The organism is Telluria sp. ZB4P36 (assembly GCF_059685865.1).
The window spans coordinates 1-20,099 of sequence record NZ_JCASIE010000035.1; the positions used below are offsets into that span (position 1 = coordinate 1).

Here is a 20,099-nt window from a genome sequence, read left to right on the forward strand (position 1 = left end):
CCTGCACGAGGAAATGGAGCGCGTCATCAAACATGGTGACGCAGGTTAACAGCCTCAGCTACCGTTTACAACACCCCGAAAGAAAAATGCCGCTCAGTCTTAACTGAACGGCATTACACCCGAGGGTGGCGTTTTTTTTATTCTTGGTGGCCCGGGGCGGAATCGAACCACCGACACAAGGATTTTCAATCCTCTGCTCTACCAACTGAGCTACCAGGCCAAGAGAGGCATGATTATAGCCAGCGATTTTCGTCTGCGCAAGCCCTTGTGCGCATTTCCCGGCTTCGGCCCTCCCGCGCCACGCTGCACAACGGCCGGGCGCGCTGTTGGCATCTCGCTATAATGTGTTTCATGACTACTACCTCCGCCCAGCACCGCAGCGACGTCTGCATTGTCGGCAACGGCGCCATCGCCAAGGCCGCCGCCCTCGGTTTCGCCCAGTCGGGCTACAGCGTCACCCTGCTGGTGCCGCCGGCACGACCGGCGCCCGAGATGCCCAGTTCGTCCGCCGCCGACAAGCCCTGGGACGTGCGCGTCTATGCCCTGAATCATACGGCGCACGACCTGCTGGCCTCGCTCAAGGTCTGGGGCGCGCTCGACCTGGCCCGGGTGCAGGCGGTCGACGCCATGGACATCCATGGCGACGGCGAGGGCGGCGGCAATCTCGGTTTCGACGCCTTCGGCGCCCACGTCGGCACCCTGGCCTGGATCGTCGAGGACAGTAACCTGAACGGCGCCCTGGATGCGGCGCTCAAGTTCGCCGCCAATGTCCAGATGGTGTCGGGCTGTGCCAGCGAGCTCACGTGCAGCGAGGCCGGCGCCGCCGTGCTGCTGGAAGACGGCAGCAAGATCGCCTGCGAACTGGTGATCGGCGCCGACGGCCGCGAATCCTGGGTGCGCGGCCAGTGCGACATCGGCGTCGACTACCGCATGTACCACCAGCGCGCCATCGTCACCAATTTTGCCTGCGACAAGCCGCACCATGGCGTAGCCTACCAGTGGTTCACCTGCGCCGACGGCATCATCGCGCTGCTGCCGCTGCCCGGCAACCGCGTTTCGCTGGTGTGGTCGGCCCCCGAAACCCTGGCCGATACCCTGATGGACGAGTCGCTCGGCGAAATGGCGATCCGCCTGGCCGAATATGCCGATGAAAAACTCGGCACCCTGCGCCCCCTGCAGCCGGAAGCCGTCAAGGCGGTGCCGCTGGCGCTGGTGCGCCCGCATTCGGTGGTCGCGCCCCGCGTCGCGCTGGTGGGCGACGCCGCCCACGCCGTGCACCCGCTGGCCGGCCATGGCATGAACCTGGGTTTCGGCGACATCGTCGACCTGCTGGAGGTGCTGCGCAATCGCGAAGACCGGCGCGGCATCGCCGACGAGCGCGTGCTGGCGCGCTATGCCCGCAAGCGCAAGGAAGACGTGCTGCTCATGCAATGGGCAACCGACGGGCTCGAACGTTTGTTCGGCGCCAACCTCGAACCCGTTCGCGTGGTGCGCAATTTCGGATTAAACTTGCTCGATAAATTGCCTGGTGTTAAGCGTCGCCTGATGGCGCATGCGATGGGCAAGTAACCATTCAAGGAATTCTCATGTTGAAAACCAAGGTCGCCGTCCTGCTGGCGACGGGCCTGCTCGCATCCTGCGTGGAAGCGCAGAACACCACCGAAGCCACCATCAAGAAGGCGCTCGAGCCGCGCCTGGGCGGCGCCAAGATCGAATCGATCCGCGAGACCCCCTACAGCGGCCTGTACGAAGTGCGTGTCGCCGGCGACATCCTGTACACGGACAAGAAGGGTGACTACCTGTTCATCGGTCACGTCTACGATACCAAGACCTCGACCAACCTGACCCGCGCCCGCGTCGAAGAGATCAACAAGATCAAGTTCACCGACCTGCCGCTCGAACTCGCGCTCAAGCAGGTCAAGGGCAACGGCAAGCGCGTCATCGCCGTGTTCGAAGACCCGAACTGCGGCTACTGCAAGCGCCTGCGCCAGACCACGCTCAAGGAAATCGACAACGTCACGATCTACACCTTCCTGTACAACATCCTGTCCGAGGATTCCTTCTTGAAGTCGAAGAACATCTGGTGTGCGTCCGACCGCGTCAAGGCCTTCGACGACTGGATGATCAATGGCAAGCTGCCCCCGGCCGCGCCTGCGGCCTGCAAGACGCCGAACGACGAGGTGCTGGCCCTCGGCCAGAAACTGCGCATCCAGGGCACGCCGGCGATCTTCTTCACCGATGGTTCCCGCATCCCGGGCGCGATCGACCTGAAGGGCCTGGAAGCCAAGCTGCAGTCGCTGAAATAAACATAACAAGTACGTAGTCCAAACAGGGAGCAGACCATGGTCACCTTGAACATCAACGGGCGCGACCACCAGGTCGATGCCGACCCGAGCACGCCCATCCTGTGGGCGCTGCGCGACAAGCTCGACATGACCGGCACCAAGTTCGGCTGCGGGGCGGCGCTGTGCGGCGCCTGCACCGTGCACCTGGACGGCAATCCGATCCGCTCCTGCATCACCCCGATCTCGGCGGCGCAGGGCCAGAAGATCACCACCATCGAAGCGATGGAAAACGACAGGGTCGGCAAGGCGGTGCAGGACGCCTGGGTCAAGCACGACGTGCCGCAATGCGGCTACTGCCAGAGCGGCCAGGTGATGAGCGCCGTGGTCCTGCTGCGCACCAACAAGCGCCCGAGCGATGCCGACATCGACACTGCGATGAGCGGCAACATCTGCCGCTGCGGCACCTACCAACGGATCCGCGCGGCCATCAAGGATGCCGCCACGACTCTCGCCTGAGGAGGCCGCATGCGTAGCGAATGGTTGAATGGCGCAGCATCGGCTGTGCTCAAGGGTGGCGTCTCCTCGCGCCGCGCTTTCCTGAAAGCCGGTGCGGGCGCCACGGGCGGACTGGTACTGGGCTTCTTCCTGCCGGCCGGCGGACGCCTGGCGCAGGCCAACGTTCCTCCCAAGGTGGTCGAGGCGCCGAACGCCTTCCTGCGCATCGCGCCGGACAACACCGTCACCGTCATGGTCAACCGCCTCGAATTCGGCCAGGGCGTGCACACCGCCTTGCCGATGCTGATCGCCGACGAGCTGGATGCCGACTGGAGCCAGATGCGGGCCGAGCTCGCACCGGCGGCCGAGGTCTACAAGGACCGGGCCTTCGGCATGCAGATGACCGGCGGTTCCGGCTCCGTGAAGAATTCCTTCCACCGCTACCGCGAAGTCGGGGCCGCGGCCCGTGCCATGCTGGTTGCCGCTGCCGCCGCGCAGTGGAAAGTCCGCCCTGAACAATGCCGTACCGCGCGCGGCGTGGTGATCGGTCCGGCAGGGCAGAAGGCGGCCTATGGCACGCTGGCCGAGGCCGCGATGAAGCTGCCGGTGCCGAAAGAGGTCGTCCTGAAGAAGCCGAAGCAGTTCCGTTACATCGGCAAGCCGGTCGGGCGCCTCGACGCCCGCGCCAAGTCCAGCGGCCGCCAGGGCTTCGGTATCGACTTCAAGCCCGAAGGCAAGCTGGCCGTCGCCGTGGTCGCCCACCCGCCCGTGTTCGGCGCCAGGGTGGCGAAGTTCGATGCCGCTAAAGCCAAGGCTGTGCGCGGCGTGATCGACGTGCTGGAAGTGCCGCTCGACCGCGGCGGACGCGGCGTGGCCGTGATCGGCGACGGCTACTGGCCGGCGAAGCAGGGCCGCGACCTGCTCCAGCTCGAATGGAATACCGAGGGCCTGGGCAAGCCGGACAGCGCCGCGCAGATGACCGAGTTCATCGAACTCTCGAAGACTCGCGGCGCAGTGGTGCGCAAGACCGAGGTGCTCACTCCCGGCAGCGCCACGAAGAAGATCTCGGCGGTCTACGAATTCCCCTACCTGGCCCACGCGCCGATGGAGCCGCTCAACTGCACGGTTGACCTGAAGGACGACAGTTGTACCTTGTGGGTCGGTTCCCAGTTCCAGACCGCCGACCAGGCCGCTGCCGCCGCTGCCGCGGGCCTCAAGCCCGCGCAGGTCACCCTGCACACGATGATGGCGGGCGGCGGTTTCGGACGGCGCGCCGTGCCGACCTCGGACTATGTGGTCGAGGCGGTCAATGTCGCCAAGGCCTATAAGGCGGCCGGCCATCGCGGTCCGGTCAAGCTGATCTGGAGCCGCGAGGACGACATCAAGGGCGGGTATTACCGTCCCTCGCACGTGCACCGCGCCGAGATCGGCCTGGAACCGATGGGGAATATCCTGAGCTGGGAGCACGTCATCGTCGGCCAGTCGATCGCCGCCGGCACGCCGTTCGAAGCGTTCATGATCAGGGACGGCGTGGACTTCACCATGGTCGAAGGCATGGGAGCGCCCTACGACGTGCCGATGCACCTGAGTGCGCACATCGCCAAGGCCAACGTCCCGGTGCTGTGGTGGCGCTCGGTGGGCTCGACCCACACCGCCTTCGTGATGGAGACCCTGATCGACGAAGCCGCCCACCTGAGCGGCGAAGATCCGGTCGCCTACCGCAAGCGGCTGATCAAGCCCGAGCACAAGCGCCATCACGCGGCGCTGGACCTGGCGGTCGCCAGGTCCGGCTACGGCAAGAAGAGCTTGCCGAAAGGCCGTGCCTGGGGCGTGGCCGTGCACGAATCCTTCGGCACCGTCGTCGCTTACGTGGTCGAGGCCTCGGTGGTCGACGGGGTGCCGAAGCTGCACCGCGCGGTGGCCGGCGTGCATTGCAATATGGCCGTCAACCCGCTCAGCATCGAGGCGCAGATCCAGGGCGCCGCGCTGATGGCCCTGGGCATGACCTTGCCGGGGGCCGCGATCACGCTCAAGGATGGCGTCGTCGAACAGCAGAACTTCGGCGACTATACGGTGGCGCGCATGAACGACATGCCGCGGGTCGAAGTGCATATCGTGCCCTCGAACGACGCGCCGACCGGTATCGGCGAGCCCGGCCTGCCGCCGCTGGCACCGGCCTTCGCCAACGCCGTGTTCCGGCTGACCGGCAAGCGCCTGCGCAAGCTGCCCTTCGACCTGGCCTCGGCCTGAAACGATGTCGCCTACGCGCACGTCCCTGACCGGCATTCTTCTCGCGGCCGGCCGGGGCCGCCGCTTCGATCCTCTCGGCGCGCGCAACAAGCTGCTCCAGCCCCTGCCTGGCGGCGACCCGGTGGTCGCCGCCAGCGCGCGTCTTCTCCTTTCTTGTGTTCCGCGCGTGGTCGCGGTGGTCCCGCCAGAAGACGGCGGGGTCGCGGACATGTTGCGGGCACTCGGCTGCGAGGTGGCCGTGTGCCCGGAGGCCGACACCGGCATGGGCGCTTCGCTGGCCCACGCCCTGCGCCATTCGCTGCCCGCCGAGGGTTGGCTGGTGGCGCTGGGCGACATGCCCTGGGTCGCGCCATCGACGCTGGCCGCGCTGCGTGACGCGGTGCAGGGCGGCGCGGGCATCGCCGTGCCGGTGTTCGAGGGAAGACGCGGCAACCCGGTCGCGTTCGGCGCCGCGCATCGCGAGGCGCTGCTGGCGATGGCCGGTGAGCAGGGCGCGCGCCGGCTGGTGCTGGCGCATCCGGTGCTGGAAGTCGCCGTGGCCGACCCCGGCATCCTGCGCGACATCGATACGCCCTCCGATCTGCCGGCATGACATATGCATGTCATTCTTTCCAGCCGTGAGGGAATACGATTACACTAGCCAGCATATTCCGGCCGCATGAGCACCAATACAATGAAAAAAACCTCCCAGAAAAAGAAGCCCGAGCAGCCCGCCATCCTCTACACCATCGTGCCCAAGGACCTGGCCGGCCACCTGTTCAACGTCACGGTCACGGTGGCGGCGCCTGACCCCGAGGGACAGGTATTCGCGCTGCCTGCATGGATCCCGGGCAGCTACATGATCCGCGAATTCGCCCGCAACATCGTGCGCATCCGCGCCGAGAGCGGCAACCAGGACGTGCTGCTGACGAAACTGGACAAGCATTCGTGGCGCGCCGCGCGCGTCGCCGGCCCGCTGACCCTGCACTACGAGGTCTATGCCTGGGACCTGTCGGTGCGCGCCGCCCACCTCGACCAGACCCACGGCTTCTTCAACGGCACCAGCGTGTTCCTGCGCGTGGCCGGCCAGGAAGCGCTGCCCCACCAGGTGGACATCCAGCGTCCGGGCGACCCGGCAGCCAAGGGCTGGCGCGTGGCGACCGCGATGAAGGAACTGGGCGCCAAGCGCTACGGCTTCGGCACCTATGTCGCCGCCGACTACGACGAACTGATCGACCACCCGGTCGAGATGGGCGACTTCGAGCTGGCCAGCTTCAAGGCGCACGGCATCCCGCACGACATCGTCATGACCGGCCGCGTGCCGAACCTCGACATGGCGCGCCTGCAGGCCGACCTGAAAGCGATCTGCGAAGCGCAAATCGCCTTCTTCGAGCCGCAGACGAAGCGTGCGCCGATGGACCGTTACGTGTTCATGACCATGGCGGTCGGCGACGGCTACGGCGGCCTCGAGCACCGTGCCTCGACCGCCCTGATCTGCGCCCGCGCCGACCTGCCGAGCACGGCGAACCCGAAGAGCGCCGAACCGGGCGAGGGCTATCTGCGCTTCCTGGGCCTGTGCAGCCACGAGTACTTCCACACCTGGAACGTCAAGCGCATCAAGCCGGCGGTGTTCGCGCCCTACGACCTCCAGACCGAGAACTACACGCCGCTGCTCTGGCTGTTCGAGGGCTTCACCAGCTATTACGACGACCTGATGCTGGTGCGCGCCGGGATCATCGGCGAGCAGACCTATTTCAAGCTGCTGTCCAAGACCGTCGGCGGCGTGCTGCGCGGCAGCGGCCGCCTCAAGCAGAGCGTGGCCGACTCGAGCTTCGACGCCTGGAGCAAGTACTACCGCCAGGACGAGAACTCGCCCAACGCCATCATCAGCTATTACACCAAGGGCTCGCTGATCGGCCTGGCCTTCGACCTGACGATCCGCGCCAAGACGAATGGCGCGAAGTCGCTCGACGACGTGATGCTGGCGCTGTGGGAACGCTTCGGGCGCGACTTCTACAAGGGCGCGGGCCGCGGCGTGACGGAAGCGGAGGTCGAGGCGATCTTCGACGAAGTGGCCGGCACCCGCCTGCGCACCCAGTTCGAACGCTGGGTCCGCGGCACCGAAGACCTGCCGCTGGCCAAGCTGTACGCGCCCTTCGGCGTCAAGCTGGTGGACGAGCGCAAGGGCGGCAAGCCTTCGCTCGATGCCGGCATCGGCCGCGACCCGCTGGGCGCCAAGCTGACCCAGGTGCACGAAGGCGGCGCCGCCCACCGCGCCGGCCTGTCGGCGCACGACGTCATCATCGCGATCGACGGCCTGCGCGTGATCGGCAACCCGTCCAACCTCGATACCCTGCTGTGCCGCTACCGGGTCGGCGACAAGCTGAGCGTGCACGCCTTCCGCCGCGACGAGCTGATGCAGTTCGACGTGACGCTGCAGGGCGAGCGCGTGCCGGGCATCACCCTGTCGCAGGCGGTCGCCGGCAAGAAGTCGACGGCCTTGAAGCGTCCAAGCAGCATCTGACATACCGAATGAGGCTCACTTGAAATCTGCCCTGATCGCCACCGTCCTCTCGCTGTGCGCCGCAAGCGCATCCGCCCAGCTCCCCGCCCCCCTGAAATCCGACGTCGGCAGCCGCGTCAACGGCATGTACCCCTGGCTCGACACGGTCTACAAGGACCTGCACGCCCATCCCGAGATCGCCTTCCAGGAAGTGCGCACCGCCGGCAAGCTGGCCGCCGAGATGCGCAAGCTCGGTTTCGAGGTAACGGAAAAGGTCGGCAAGACCGGCGTCGTGGCGGTCCTGAAGAACGGCGCCGGTCCCACGGTGCTGGTGCGCACCGAGATGGACGGCCTGCCGATGGAAGAAAAGACCGGCCTGCCTTACGCCAGCCGTGCCAAGGCGGTGAGCGACGGCCGCGAAAGCTTCGTCACCCACAGCTGCGGCCACGACGTCCACATGGCCGGCTGGCTCGGCACCGCGCGCACGCTGGTCGAGATGAAGGCGAAGTGGAAGGGCACCCTGGTCTTCATCGCCCAGCCGGCGGAAGAGATCGTGTCCGGCGCGAAGGCCATGCTGGACGATGGCCTGTTCAAGCGCTTCCCCAAGCCCGACTACGCCTTCGCCCTGCATTCCTGGCCGCTCGCGCACGGCACGGTCGGCTTCAACTCCGGCCCGGTGTCGTCCAACTCGGACGCGATCGAGATCGTGTTCAAGGGCCGCGGCGGCCACGGCTCGGCACCGGACAAGTCGGTGGACCCGATCACCATTGCCGCGCGCTTCGTGGTGGACGTGCAGACCGTCGTCAGCCGTGAGAAGGATCCGAAGGAATTTGGCGTGGTCACCATTGGCGCGATCCAGGGCGGCACCGTCGGCAACATCATCCCGGACAACGTGCAAGTGCGCGGCACCATCCGTTCGTACAGCCCTGCGGTGCGCGCCAAGCTGCTCGACGGCGTACGCCGCGTCGCCAACGCTTCCGCCGCTATGGCCGGGGCGCCGGCGCCGGACGTGCAGCTGATCAGCGGCGGCGCGGCCATCGTCAACAGCGAAGCCCTGGTGGCGAAGACCGAAGCCGTGTTCAAGGACGCCTTCGGCGCCGCCAATGCCCAGCGCATGCCGGCCATGACGGCCAGCGAAGACTTCTCGCTGTTCGTCAACGAGGGCGTGCCCTCGATGTTCTTCTTCACCGGCGTCTACGACCCCAAGGCCGTGCTTGATGCCGAGCGTCCCGGCGGCAAGCCGATCGCCTTCAACCATTCGCCCTTCTATGCGCCGGTGCCGGAACCGTCGATCAAGACGGCTGCGCAGGCCATGAGCCTGGCGGTGCTGAACGTCCTCGGGCGCTAATTACTGAGGACCGGCCAGCGTCCGCAGCTGGAAGCGGTAGTCGCGGTCGAACAGGAAGGTTTCGGAGAAGGTCATCGCGTGGCTGTTCGCGGCGAGCAGGCCGTGCGGCCGGGGCAGCGGGCCGCTGCGCAGCATCGAGGCCAGCGCCACCCGCGCGGCGTCCGGATCGCGCGAGCGCTGCACCTGTACATCGGTGAGCCGGCCGTCCTTGTCCACCGTGATGTTCAGCACCACGATTGCGGGCAGCATCGGCGGCAGGCGTCCGCTGAAACTGCGTTCCGCATTGCGCTCGAGGATGTGCTGCGCCACCTTGGCCTTGTAGGCCTCGAGGCTGAGCGAGGGCGGGGGAGCGGGAGGGGCGGTCGGCGCGCGCTCGATGGCGATGGTGCTGCGCTGTTCGACGGGAACGGGCGGCGGGGGACTGGCGCAGCCGCCCACGATCGCCAGCAGGACCGGAAGAAGTGCTTTACTGCGAATAAAAAGTTTCATGGTGGATGAATGAGCGTCGCAGGTTGGCGCCTCGGGGGCGCTTAGCTTTGACGCTTCAGTTCATCCGGAGTTCCGCCGGTGGCGGATTTCAGCCAAGCAAGCTCTGCAATTCCACGCCCGGATCCGGCGCCCGCATGAAGGCCTCGCCCACCAGGAAGGCATGCACGTCGGCGTCGCGCATGCGCTGCACGTCGGCCGGGCCCATGATGCCCGACTCGGTCACCACCATGCGCTCCTTCGGAATCCGCGGCAGCAGCCCCAGCGTGGTATCGAGCGACACCTCGAAGGTACGCAGGTTGCGGTTGTTGATGCCGACCAGCGGCGTCTTCAGCTTCAGCGCCGCGCTCAGTTCCTCGCCATCGTGCACCTCGACCAGCACGTCCATGCCCAGGTCATGCGCGCAGGCTTCGAGTTCCGCCATCAGGCCGTGGTCCAGCGCCGACACGATCAACAGGATCGCATCCGCCCCCATCGCGCGCGCCTCGTACACCTGGTAGTGGTCGACGATGAAGTCCTTGCGGATCACCGGCAGCGTGCAGGCCGCGCGCGCCTGGCGCAGGTAGTCCACCGAGCCCTGGAAGAACCGCACGTCGGTCAGCACCGACAGGCAGGCCGCGCCATGCTCGGCATAGCTGCGCGCGATCGCCGCCGGCTGGAAGTCCGGGCGCAGCACGCCTTTCGACGGCGAGGCTTTCTTCACTTCCGCGATGACGCCGGCGTGGCCCGCAGCGATCTTGGCGCGCAGGCTGTTCTCGAAGCCGCGGATGGCGCGGCGCGACTCCAGGTCGCTTTCCACTTCGCGGCGCAGGCTGGCCAGGTCGCGCGCCTTCTTGGCTGCGGCGACTTCGTCGGCCTTGACGGCCAGGATCTTGTTCAGGATGTCGGACATGGGATTCTTAGTGTTGCTTGGAGACGGCAAGCTTGATCGCGAGCCAGACGAAGAGGCCGCCCGTGATGCGGTTGAGCCACAGCGCGACGGTCTGGCTGACTTTCAGGCGCGCACTGGCGAATGCGGTGAACAGCGCGAGCCCGCAGCACCACAGCATGCCGTTGATATTGAAGATGCTGCCCAGGATGATGAATGCCAGCGCCTTGTTCGGCGCATCGGCATCGATGAATTGCGGGACGAAGGCAAGGAAGAACAGCGCCACTTTCGGGTTCAGGACGTTGGTCAGGACGCCCTGGGCAAAGATGTTCCGGTAGGGCAGGGGCGGCACCGTCAGCATGGCTTGCGGCGTCGCGCCCTTGCGGGCACGCAGCAGGCCGATCGCCATGTAGAGGATGTAGGCCGCGCCGACGAATTTCACCACCGTGAATGCGGTGGCCGAGGTGGCGAGGATCGCCGACATGCCGAGTGCCGCCGCCAGCACGTGGACGATGGTGCCGGTGCCGATGCCGAGCGAAGCGGCAACGCCGGCACGCCAGCCCTGGGTCGCGCTGCGCGTCATGATCAGGAGCGAATCCGGTCCGGGCAGGATGTTCAACAGCAGGCCGGAGACCATGAACAGCGCCAGGTCGTGGATGCCGAACATCAGTGATTGCCTGCGAGCTGGCGGGTCACCTGCACGAACTGCTCGAGCTTGGCCAGGGCCGCGCCGGAGGCGATCGTGGCACGCGCTTTCGCCAGGCCTTCCTCGATCGACGCGGCCACCCCGGCCGCATACAGCGCGGTGCCGGTATTCAGCGCCACGATGTCGGTCGCCGGACCAGGCTCCCCGCGCAGCGCTTCCAGCACGCGTTCCTTCGACTCGGCGGTGTTGGCCACCTTCAGGTTGCGGCTGGAGATCATCGACATGCCGAAGTCTTCCGGATGGATCTCGTACTCGCGGATCTCGCCGTCGACGAGTTCACCGACCAGGGTGCCGGCGCCGAGCGAGACTTCGTCCATGTTGTCGCGGCCCCACACCACCATCGCATGCTGGGCGCCGAGGCGCTGCAGCACGCGCACCTGGATGCCGACCAGGTCGGGGTGGAACACGCCCATCAGGATATTCGGGGCGCCGGCCGGGTTGGTCAGCGGTCCCAGGATATTGAAGATGCTGCGTACGCCCAGCTCGCGGCGCACCGGCGCCACGTGCTTCATGGCTGAATGGTGGTTGGGCGCGAACATGAAGCCGATGCCGGTCTGCGCGATCGACTGGGCGATCTGCTCGGGCTTCAGGTCGATCTGGGCGCCGAGCGACTCGATCAGATCGGCGCTGCCCGAGGACGAGGACACGCTGCGTCCGCCGTGCTTGGCCACGCGCGCACCGCTTGCTGCGGCCACGAACATCGCGGCGCTCGAGATGTTGAAGGTGTGGGCGCCGTCGCCGCCCGTGCCGACGATGTCGAGCAGGTGGGTAGTGTCGGCCATCGGCACCTTGGTCGAGAACTCGCGCATCACCTGGGCGGCGGCGGTGATCTCGCCGATGGTTTCCTTCTTCACGCGCAGGCCCATGGTCAGCGCCGCGACCATGGTCGGCGACATCTCGCCCGACATGATCTGGCGGAACAGGTGCAGCATCTCGTCGTGGAAGATTTCGCGGTGTTCGATACAGCGCAGCAGGGCTTCTTGTGGGGTGATCGGCATGGCTATTCCAGTCAGCTAGACGTCATGTACGCGCGGCGCCGCATCCGCGGCGCGTGCGCAGGGGCGCATTCAGCGCGCGAGGAAGTTCTTGAACAGCGCGTGGCCGTGTTCCGACAGGATCGACTCGGGATGGAACTGCACCCCCTCGATGTCGTACTCCTTGTGGCGCACGCCCATGATTTCGCCGTCGTCGGTCCATGCCGTCACTTCCAGGCAGTCCGGCAGCGACGAACGTTCAATCGCCAGCGAGTGGTAGCGGATCACGGTGAAGGGGCTCGGCAGTCCCTTGAACACGCCTTCGCCGGTGTGGGCGATGAGCGAGGTCTTGCCGTGCATGACCTGCTTGGCGCGGATGACATTGCCGCCGAAGGCTTCGCCGATCGCCTGGTGGCCGAGGCACACGCCCAGGATCGGCAGCTTGCCCTTGAATTCGCGCAGGATGTCGAGCGAGATGCCGGCATCCTTCGGCGCCTTCGGGCCCGGCGAGATGCAGATGCGCTCGGGCGCCATCGCTTCGATTTGCGCCAGCGTGATTTCGTCGTTGCGTACGGTGCGCACGTCCTCGCCCAGCTCGCCCAGGTACTGGACGATGTTGTAGGTGAACGAGTCGTAGTTGTCGATCATCAGCAGCATGTCAGAACTCCCCATCCAGGCCGTCCTGGACCTGTTCGGCCGCGCGCAGCACGGCGCGCGCCTTGTTTTCCGTTTCCTGCCATTCCATCTCGGGGATGGAGTCGGCCACGATGCCCGCCGCGGCCTGCACGTACAGGTTGCCGTCCTTGATCACGCCGGTGCGGATCGCGATCGCCACGTCCATCTCGCCGCCAAAGGACAGGTAGCCGCAGGCGCCGCCGTAGATGCCGCGCTTGACGGGTTCGAGCTCGTCGATCACTTCCATCGCGCGCACCTTCGGCGCGCCGGTCAGCGTCCCGGCCGGGAAGGTGGCGCGCAGCACGTCGAGGTTGGACATGCCGTCCTTCAGCTTGCCCTCGACATTGGAGACGATGTGCTGGACGTGCGAGTACTTTTCGATGACCATGCGGTCGGTGACTTTCACGCTGCCGGTTTCCGCGATGCGGCCGATGTCGTTGCGCGCCAGGTCGATCAGCATCACGTGCTCGGCGATCTCCTTCGGGTCGGACAGCAGCTCGGCGGCCAGTTCGACGTCGCGTTCCGGCGTGGCGCCGCGCGGACGGGTGCCGGCGATCGGGCGCAGCGTGACCTTCTTGCCGCCCTCGGGCAAGGCCTCGTTGCGCACCAAAATCTCCGGCGACGCGCCGACGATCTGCATGTCGCCGAAGTTGTAGTAGTACATATAGGGCGACGGGTTCAGCGAACGCAGCGAGCGGTACAGCGACAGCGGCGAATCCACGTAGGGCTTGCGGATGCGCTGGCCGATCTGCACCTGCATCAGGTCGCCCGCCATCACGTATTCGTGGGCCCGGGCCACCGCCTTCAGGTAGTCTTCCTTGCTGAAGTCGCGCACGGCCTCGGTGCGCACCGAGCTCGAAGTCACCGGCGCATCGACGCTGCGGCGCAGCATCACGCGCAGGTCTTTCAGGCGCTGGCGCCCCTTGGCATAGGCTTCCGGCTGGGCCGGATCGGCGTACACGATCAGGTAGAGCTTGCCCGACAGGTTGTCGATCACCGCCAGTTCTTCGGTCAGCATCAGCTGGATGTCCGGCAGCCCCAGTTCGTCCGGCGGGCAGCTGTGTTCCAGCTTGCGTTCGATGTGGCGCACGGTGTCGTAGCCGAAGTAGCCGGCAAGGCCGCCGCAGAAGCGCGGCAGGCCGGGGCGCAGCGCCACCCGGAAACGCGACTGGTAGGCTTCGATGAAGTCGAGCGGGTTGCCCTCGTGGGTCTCGATCACTTCGCCGTGCCTGACCACATCGAGGCGATTGCCGGTGCTGCGGATCAGGGTCGAGGCGGGCAGGCCGATGAAGGAATAGCGACCGAAGCGCTCGCCGCCGACGACCGACTCGAGCAGGAAGGTGTTCTTCCCGGCCTGTTGGGACTGGGCCAGCTTGAGGTAGAGCGTGAGCGGGGTTTCGAGGTCGGCGAAGGCTTCCGCGATCAAAGGGATGCGGTTATAGCCCTGGTTGGCCAGCGATTTGAATTCGAGTTCGGTCATGCTTTTCTCCAGACCGCCCAGGAGAGGGAAGGGCGGTGGTTCACTTCAAAAAAACCTGCCAGTGGACGAGCGCAACCGGCAGCAATCGAGACGGGTCAGTTAGCCCAGGATTGCCAGCGTCGCCACAGCCAGGCCTCAAGGACGCCGGTCTGGTTGACAGAGTGTTTTTTGGTGAAAAACATGTATAGATAAGTTATTTTGCGGTGTGGTTGTGCGCAGTTATCTGCTGAGCTGCTTCTAACAGCGAACTCACTATACCATCAGAATTAATTTCTTGTATAGGCCGTCCGTGGTTATAACCATATGGCACGGTGAGCACATAACAGCCGGCTGCGCGCGCGCTTTCCGCGTCGTTCGAGGAGTCGCCGATGGCCACTACGCTCGACGGCGCCAGGTCGAGCGCGGCGCAGGCGCCCAGCATCGGCATCGGGTTCGGCTTCTTCTTCGCGAAAGAGTCGCCGCCGAACACGCGCTCGAAGTACGGCGCCAGTCCCTTCTGTTCCAGCAGGGGCAGGGTGAAGGCGATCGGCTTGTTGGTCACGCAGACCAGACGCAGGCCGGCATCGCGCATGGCCTGCAGGCCTTCGACCACGCCATCGAACAGGGTACTGCGCTCGCCATTGATGGCGAGGTAGTGGCGCTGGTAGCCCGCCAGCGCTTCATCGAAGGCCGCGTCCACGCGCGCCGCGTCCCAGTCGAGCAGCAGCGCGTCGCGCACCAGTTTTTCAGAACCCTTGCCAACCAGCGGCTTGATGGTTTCCTGCGTGATCGGCGCGAGCCCAAGCTCGGCGCGCATGCCGTTCAGGGCCGCCTCGAAGTCGGGCACCGTGTCGAGCATGGTGCCGTCCAGGTCGATGATGGCGGCCCGGATTGCCGCTGCGCCGCTACGCATTACTTCCCGACCTTGGCCAGTTCGCCGCGCATGGCGTCGATCACGGCCTTGTAGTCCGGTTTGCCGAAGATCGCCGAACCGGCGACGAAGGTGTCGGCGCCCGCGGCGGCGGCTTCGGCGATGTTGTCGGCCTTGATGCCGCCATCGACCTCGAGCATGATGTCGCGGCCCGATTCGTCGATCATGCGGCGCGCCATGGCGATCTTCTTGAGCGCCTGCGGGATGAAGGACTGGCCGCCGAAGCCCGGGTTCACCGACATGATCAGGATCATGTCGATCTTGTCCATCACGTGCTCGAGGTAGTGCAGCGGCGTGTGCGGGTTGAACACCAGGCCGGCCTTGCAGCCGTTATCGCGGATCAGCTGCAGGGTGCGGTCGATGTGGTCCGAGGCTTCCGGGTGGAAGGTGATGATGTCGGCGCCGGCCTTGGCGAAATCTGGAATGATGCGGTCGACCGGCTTGACCATCAGGTGCACGTCGATCGGCACCTGCACGTGCGGGCGGATCGCCTGGCACACCAGCGGGCCGATGGTCAGGTTCGGGACGTAGTGGTTGTCCATCACGTCGAAGTGGATGATGTCGGCGCCGGCGGCGACGACATTGCGCACTTCCTCGCCCAGGCGGGCGAAATCGGCGGACAGGATGCTGGGGGCGATGCGGTAGGTGGTCATGGGCGGTCGTGCTGGTGAAATGAATCCGCTATTTTACGCCGATGAGGTATCGGGCGCAGCGGCGGGACGCCCTCGAATGGCGCCGCGCGGTATGATTGTCGTTTGCGCCACACAGTGCGCTCCAGCCAATATTGACGATCACGCAAGGAATCCCCATGCCCGCCTATGAATTCGCTGTCAAGGTCAGGACCCAGTACCTGCCGGAACAGTCCAGCCCGGAACGGGACCAGTACGTGTTCAGCTACACCATCACGATCACCAATACCGGCAGCATCGCCGCCCAGCTGATCTCGCGCCACTGGGTGATCACGGACGCCAACAACGCGGTGCAGGAAGTGCGCGGCCTGGGCGTGGTCGGCCACCAGCCGCTGCTGCAGCCGGGCCAGCAGTTCGAATACACCAGCGGCACCCAGGCGGCGACACCGCAGGGCTCGATGCGCGGCGAATACTTCTGCGTGGCCGAGGACGGCCACCGCTTCGAGGTGCCGATCCCCGAGTTCGTGCTGGCGCAGCCGGGCGCGCTGCACTGATTACCGTTCGCCGGCGTCTTTTTCCTTGTGCGTTGGCTCATCGCGCGGGACGTCCTTGCGGCCAGCGAACATCGTCCACCAGACGATAAAGACGAGCAGGAACAGCGCCACGCCGGCTTCCACCATCAAGATCCACATATCGGTCCTTATGTCCTTATGCATCAAACACGCCGCAGTGTAACCGCTTCGCTTGCCCTCGTCGCCTTTCTGGCGGCCTGCTCGACCACGCCGCCCCCTCAAGCGCCCGGGCCGGTGACGATGCCGACGCCGGTCGGCCCGGTGTATGTGCCGGAGCAGCCGGTTCCACCGGCCCGGCCGCCCCAGCCTCCCGCGCCGGCTCCCTTGATGACGCCGACCAGCTTCAACGCGATACCGGGCTGGGAGCAGGACGACCTGGCCCAGGCCTGGCCGGCCTTCCTGCAGTCCTGCCGGGGCATGGCCAGCAAGGCCGACTGGAAAGCGGTGTGCGCGGCTGCCCGCGCCCTCGACGCGAGCGATGCCGCCACGGTACGCCGCTTCTTCGAAACCTGGTTCGTGCCGAACCTGGTGCGCGCCGCCGACGGCGCCGACACGGGCCTGATCACCGGTTACTATGAGGCGATGCTCTACGGTTCGCGCAAGCGCGGCGGCGAGTACCAGACGCCGCTCTACCGCGTGCCCGACGACCTGCTCACGGTCGACCTGGGCAGCGTGTATCCGCAACTGAAGGGCATGCGCCTGCGCGGGCGCCTGTCGGGCAAGACGGTGGTCCCGTACAGCAGCCGCGCGGAGATCGCGCGTGCGCCCCTGGCGGGCAAGGAACTGCTGTGGGTGAACGATCCGGTCGAAGCCTTCTTCCTCGAAGTGCAGGGCTCGGGCCGGGTGCAGCTCGATACGGGCGAGACGGTGCGCGTGGCCTATGCCGACCAGAACGGCCACCCCTACAAGACGATCGGCCGCTGGCTGGTGGAAAAGGGTGAGCTCAGCGCGGAGCAGGCCACGGCTCAGGGCATCCGTGCCTGGATCGCGGCCAGCCCGGGACGCCGCCAGGAGCTGTTCGACGTGAATCCCAGCACCATCTTCTTCCGCGAAGAGAAGCTGCCCGATCCCTCGCTCGGTCCGAAAGGCGCACTGGGCGTACCGCTCACGCCAGGGCGTTCGGTGGCGGTCGATCCGTCCTTCGTCCCGCTCGGCGCGCCGCTGTTCCTGGCGACGACGGAAGCCGGCAGCGAGGTGCCGATGCAGCGCCTGATGATGGCGCAGGACACCGGCGGCGCGATCCGCGGCGCGGTGCGGGCGGATTTCTTCTACGGCTTCGGGCCTGAGGCCATGGACCGGGCGGGCAAGATGAAGCAGCGCGGCCAGGTCTGGGTGCTGCTGCCGCGTCCTGCGCCTTAATCTTTCGCGTCCTTGAGGCGCGTGCCGAACACGCCGCCGGCGGCCAGCAGCACGGCGCCGGCGGCGATGCAGCCCATGCCTTCGCGCACGCCGAAGCCTTCGCCCAGCGCACCGGCCAGCAGGGCGCCCAGCGGCGCCGCGGCCACGGTGAGCGCGCGCATGGTCGCCACCATGCGGCCCAGCACCGCGTCCGGCGTTACCCGCTGGCGCAAGGCGATATAGGGCACGAAGAACAGGGTCGCGCCGCAATCGATCCAGAACACCACGACGGCGTAGGCCGCCACGGTCCACGCCTCGTTGCCGAACAGCGCCGCCGGAATGGCGGGCACCAGGGCGAAGCCGAAGGCCGACACGCACAGGCCGGCCAGGATGCCGCCGCCGGTGCCGAAGCGCGTCAACAGCGGCTTGACCAGCAGCGAAGCCGCCAGCACGCCCAGGCCGCCGAGCATATTGGCCATGCCCATGGTCCCCGCCGTCATGCCCAGCACGCGGGTGGCGAAGATCACATGCAGGGCCGTGTAACCATAAAAGAGCAGGTGCCAGCAGGCCGAGACCCAGGCCAGGGTGCGCAGCAGCGGCTGGCGCCACACGAAAGCCAGGCCTTCCTGGATGTCGCGCAGCGGATGGGTGTCGGATGGTGGCGGTTGCGGTTCGCGTGCGCGGATGCGGCGCAGGTTGAGCATCGAGATGACGAATCCGGCCACATTGCACAGGATGGCGATCGGGGCGCCCAGCAGCTGCACCAGTCCACCCGCCATGCCGGGGCCGACCACGCGCGCGGCCGATTCCGTGGCCGCGAACTTCGCCTGGGCATCCACCAGGCCGTCGCGCCCGACCAGGAAGGTCAGGAACACCTGTTCGGCGCTGCCGCCGACCACATGGCCGGCGCCGATCACGAAGCCGACCGCATACAGCCAGGGGATGGTGAGCAGGTCCAGCCACCAGGCCAGCGGCACGCTGGCGAGCGCGATCGCCACCATCAGGTCGCTGGCCATCATGACCGGCAGGCGGCGGCTGCGGTCCAGCAGCACGCCCGACGGAAGGCCGAACAGCAGGAAGGGCAGGGATTCGAAGGCAGCCAGGGTGCCCATCTGGGCCGGCGTCGCATGCAGCATCAGCACCGCGCAAATCGGCAGGGCGAGCAGGGTGATCTGGGCGCCGAAGTGGGCCAGGATGCTGCTGAACCAGAAGCGGCGGAAATCGGGCTTGCGCATCGCCGAATCGGCGGGGATGCGCTGCCGGAGCCAGTGGGTAACGAAGGCTGGGATGGTGATCTCGCACAGAATATTGCTGAACAAATAATCATACCGTGTTTGCTGCTGCGCGAGACGTTACAATCCCGGCAATCCGTCTCTAACCTCACAAGGGAATGTCACATGGAATATGCAGATCTGTTGATCGAAAACCACGGCAAGGTCGTCGTGATCCGCCTGAACCGTCCGAAGGCGATGAATGCGCTGAACGACAACATGATGAACGAGCTGGGCGACGCGCTGCACAAGTTCGACGCCGACCCGGCCGTCAACGTCATCGTCCTGACCGGTAGCGACAAGGTCTTCGCCGCGGGCGCCGACATCGCGGCCATGGCGAACTACACCTATGCGGCAGACACCTATCCGGGCAACTACATCGGCCGCAACTGGGAGCACATCCTGAACATCCGCAAGCCGGTGATCGGCGTGGTGTCGGGCTACTGCCTGGGCGGCGGCTGCGAACTGGCCATGATGTGCGACTTCCTCATCGCGGCGGAAAACGCCAAGTTCGGCCAGCCGGAAATCAAGGTCGGCGTCACCCCGGGCGCCGGGGGCACCCAACGCCTGCCGCGCGCGATCGGTAAATCCAAGGCGATGGACTTGCTGCTGACCACCCGCATGATCGACGCCGCGGAAGCCGAGCGCACCGGCCTGGTATCGCGCGTGTATCCGGCAGAGAGCGTGATGGAAGAGGCGATCAATGTAGCCAAGGGCATCGCCGAGATGCCGGTGTCGGTCGCCATGCAGATCAAGGACTGCGTCAACCAGGCTTACCAGATGCCTTTGAGCGAAGCCGTGCGCTACGAGCGTCGCTACTTCCACGCCGGCTTCGGTACTCCCGCACAAAAAGAGGGCATGTCGGCCTTCCTCGAGAAGCGCAAGCCGACCTTCGACGGCATGTGAGCTAACCCTGAAAAAAGTCGGGGCGGGGCCCTTGTGCAGAGCCCCGAAGTTTTGCTATAGTTCGCCTCCGCTTCGGCAGTGACCGAAAAAGGTTAACGTAATCAATCGGTTACGTTGACAAGGTTCGCAGGAAAATCTGCAACGAAGCGAACGAGGGGTTGACGAGAAAAGCGAAACACTGCATACTCTCACTTCTCTGCTGCTGACGAACACAACGCTTCGTACGGTGCAGCAAGGTAGTACAGAACAAGGGTTCTTTAACAATTAACAGTCGATAAGTGTGGGCGTTTGATGAAGGTGCCAGTGACTTCGGTCGCTGATTACTTAAATTATCAAATGTTCACAAAAGTATTAACGTTGCTCAGCAATGAGCGACGGTCAGTATCTTGAGTGAGCGACCCGCTAGCAATAGCGGTGACACGAA

General features: G+C 65.9%; 20 protein-coding genes and 1 tRNA gene. 10 read left to right on the forward strand and 11 right to left on the reverse strand.

What is annotated here, in order from left to right; genetic code table 11:
- Positions 1–144: 144 nt before the first annotated feature.
- A tRNA-Phe gene (locus AC56LK_RS24630) sits at positions 145–220 on the reverse strand.
- Between the two features lie 131 nt (positions 221–351).
- Here AC56LK_RS24630 and AC56LK_RS24635 point away from each other — a divergent pair.
- From AC56LK_RS24635 to AC56LK_RS24665, 7 genes are all read left to right on the forward strand, one after another.
- Positions 352–1,569: an FAD-dependent monooxygenase gene (locus AC56LK_RS24635; protein WP_497187081.1), complete on the forward strand. Its 1,218-nt coding sequence runs from the start codon at positions 352–354 to the stop codon at positions 1,567–1,569.
- 17 nt (positions 1,570–1,586) lie between these two features.
- Positions 1,587–2,306 carry a DsbC family protein gene (locus AC56LK_RS24640; RefSeq protein ID WP_497187082.1) on the forward strand — a complete coding sequence of 240 codons (720 nt, stop codon included), beginning with the start codon at positions 1,587–1,589 and terminating at the stop codon, positions 2,304–2,306.
- 36 nt (positions 2,307–2,342) lie between these two features.
- Positions 2,343–2,801: a (2Fe-2S)-binding protein gene (locus AC56LK_RS24645; protein WP_497187083.1), complete on the forward strand. Its 459-nt coding sequence runs from the start codon at positions 2,343–2,345 to the stop codon at positions 2,799–2,801.
- 9 nt (positions 2,802–2,810) lie between these two features.
- Positions 2,811–5,030, forward strand: a complete 2,220-nt coding sequence (locus AC56LK_RS24650) for a xanthine dehydrogenase family protein molybdopterin-binding subunit (RefSeq protein WP_497187084.1) — start codon at positions 2,811–2,813, stop codon at positions 5,028–5,030.
- 4 nt (positions 5,031–5,034) lie between these two features.
- Complete coding sequence (locus AC56LK_RS24655; protein WP_497187085.1) at positions 5,035–5,622, forward strand: nucleotidyltransferase family protein; 588 nt, start codon at positions 5,035–5,037, stop codon at positions 5,620–5,622.
- A gap of 81 nt (positions 5,623–5,703) precedes the next feature.
- On the forward strand, positions 5,704–7,533 hold the full coding sequence (locus AC56LK_RS24660) for a M61 family metallopeptidase (RefSeq protein ID WP_497187086.1): 1,830 nt from the start codon (positions 5,704–5,706) through the stop codon (positions 7,531–7,533).
- A 19-nt stretch (positions 7,534–7,552) separates the two neighbouring features.
- Positions 7,553–8,860: an amidohydrolase gene (locus AC56LK_RS24665; RefSeq protein WP_497187087.1), complete on the forward strand. Its 1,308-nt coding sequence runs from the start codon at positions 7,553–7,555 to the stop codon at positions 8,858–8,860.
- Here AC56LK_RS24665 and AC56LK_RS24670 read toward each other — a convergent pair whose 3' ends face one another.
- From AC56LK_RS24670 to rpe, 8 genes are all read right to left on the reverse strand, one after another.
- Positions 8,861–9,349, reverse strand: coding sequence for a hypothetical protein (locus AC56LK_RS24670; RefSeq protein WP_497187088.1), 489 nt, complete (start codon positions 9,347–9,349; stop codon positions 8,861–8,863).
- 88 nt (positions 9,350–9,437) lie between these two features.
- Complete coding sequence (gene trpC, locus AC56LK_RS24675) at positions 9,438–10,238, reverse strand: indole-3-glycerol phosphate synthase TrpC (protein WP_497187089.1); 801 nt, start codon at positions 10,236–10,238, stop codon at positions 9,438–9,440.
- 7 nt (positions 10,239–10,245) lie between these two features.
- A complete protein-coding gene (locus AC56LK_RS24680) occupies positions 10,246–10,881 on the reverse strand; it encodes a LysE family translocator (RefSeq protein WP_497187090.1) in 636 nt (211 codons plus the stop codon).
- Complete coding sequence (trpD, locus tag AC56LK_RS24685; RefSeq protein ID WP_497187091.1) at positions 10,881–11,918, reverse strand: anthranilate phosphoribosyltransferase; 1,038 nt, start codon at positions 11,916–11,918, stop codon at positions 10,881–10,883. The genes AC56LK_RS24680 and trpD overlap by 1 nt, the downstream gene beginning before the upstream one ends.
- A gap of 69 nt (positions 11,919–11,987) precedes the next feature.
- Positions 11,988–12,551, reverse strand: a complete 564-nt coding sequence (locus AC56LK_RS24690; protein ID WP_497187092.1) for an anthranilate synthase component II — start codon at positions 12,549–12,551, stop codon at positions 11,988–11,990.
- A 1-nt stretch (position 12,552) separates the two neighbouring features.
- Positions 12,553–14,049 (reverse strand): anthranilate synthase component I, encoded by a 1,497-nt coding sequence (gene trpE / locus AC56LK_RS24695; protein ID WP_497187093.1) that lies wholly within the window; start codon positions 14,047–14,049, stop codon positions 12,553–12,555.
- A gap of 193 nt (positions 14,050–14,242) precedes the next feature.
- A complete protein-coding gene (locus tag AC56LK_RS24700) occupies positions 14,243–14,941 on the reverse strand; it encodes a phosphoglycolate phosphatase (protein ID WP_497187094.1) in 699 nt (232 codons plus the stop codon).
- The gene (gene rpe / locus AC56LK_RS24705) at positions 14,941–15,612 is read right to left on the reverse strand and encodes a ribulose-phosphate 3-epimerase (RefSeq protein WP_436107647.1); all 672 of its coding nucleotides are present in this window, start codon (positions 15,610–15,612) and stop codon (positions 14,941–14,943) included. The genes AC56LK_RS24700 and rpe overlap by 1 nt, the downstream gene beginning before the upstream one ends.
- A gap of 155 nt (positions 15,613–15,767) precedes the next feature.
- Here rpe and apaG point away from each other — a divergent pair, with 155 nt between their 5' ends.
- Entirely contained in the window at positions 15,768–16,142 is a 375-nt protein-coding gene (gene apaG / locus AC56LK_RS24710) for a Co2+/Mg2+ efflux facilitator ApaG/CorD (RefSeq protein ID WP_497187095.1), read from the forward strand.
- Here the strand turns inward: apaG and AC56LK_RS24715 are convergent, their stop codons facing one another.
- Positions 16,143–16,280, reverse strand: a complete 138-nt coding sequence (locus AC56LK_RS24715) for a hypothetical protein (RefSeq protein WP_497187096.1) — start codon at positions 16,278–16,280, stop codon at positions 16,143–16,145.
- An 18-nt stretch (positions 16,281–16,298) separates the two neighbouring features.
- Between AC56LK_RS24715 and mltA the strand changes: the two genes are divergently transcribed.
- On the forward strand, positions 16,299–17,519 hold the full coding sequence (gene mltA / locus AC56LK_RS24720; RefSeq protein ID WP_497187097.1) for a murein transglycosylase A: 1,221 nt from the start codon (positions 16,299–16,301) through the stop codon (positions 17,517–17,519).
- On the opposite strand, the gene AC56LK_RS24725 is transcribed toward mltA, so the two are convergent.
- Entirely contained in the window at positions 17,516–18,817 is a 1,302-nt protein-coding gene (locus AC56LK_RS24725; RefSeq protein ID WP_497187098.1) for an MFS transporter, read from the reverse strand. The two genes, mltA and AC56LK_RS24725, sit on opposite strands and share 4 nt — an antisense overlap.
- Before the next feature lie 78 nt (positions 18,818–18,895).
- On the opposite strand from AC56LK_RS24725, the gene AC56LK_RS24730 reads away from it, so the two are divergent.
- On the forward strand, positions 18,896–19,675 hold the full coding sequence (locus tag AC56LK_RS24730) for an enoyl-CoA hydratase-related protein (RefSeq protein ID WP_497187099.1): 780 nt from the start codon (positions 18,896–18,898) through the stop codon (positions 19,673–19,675).
- The last annotated feature ends 424 nt before the right edge of the window (positions 19,676–20,099 follow it).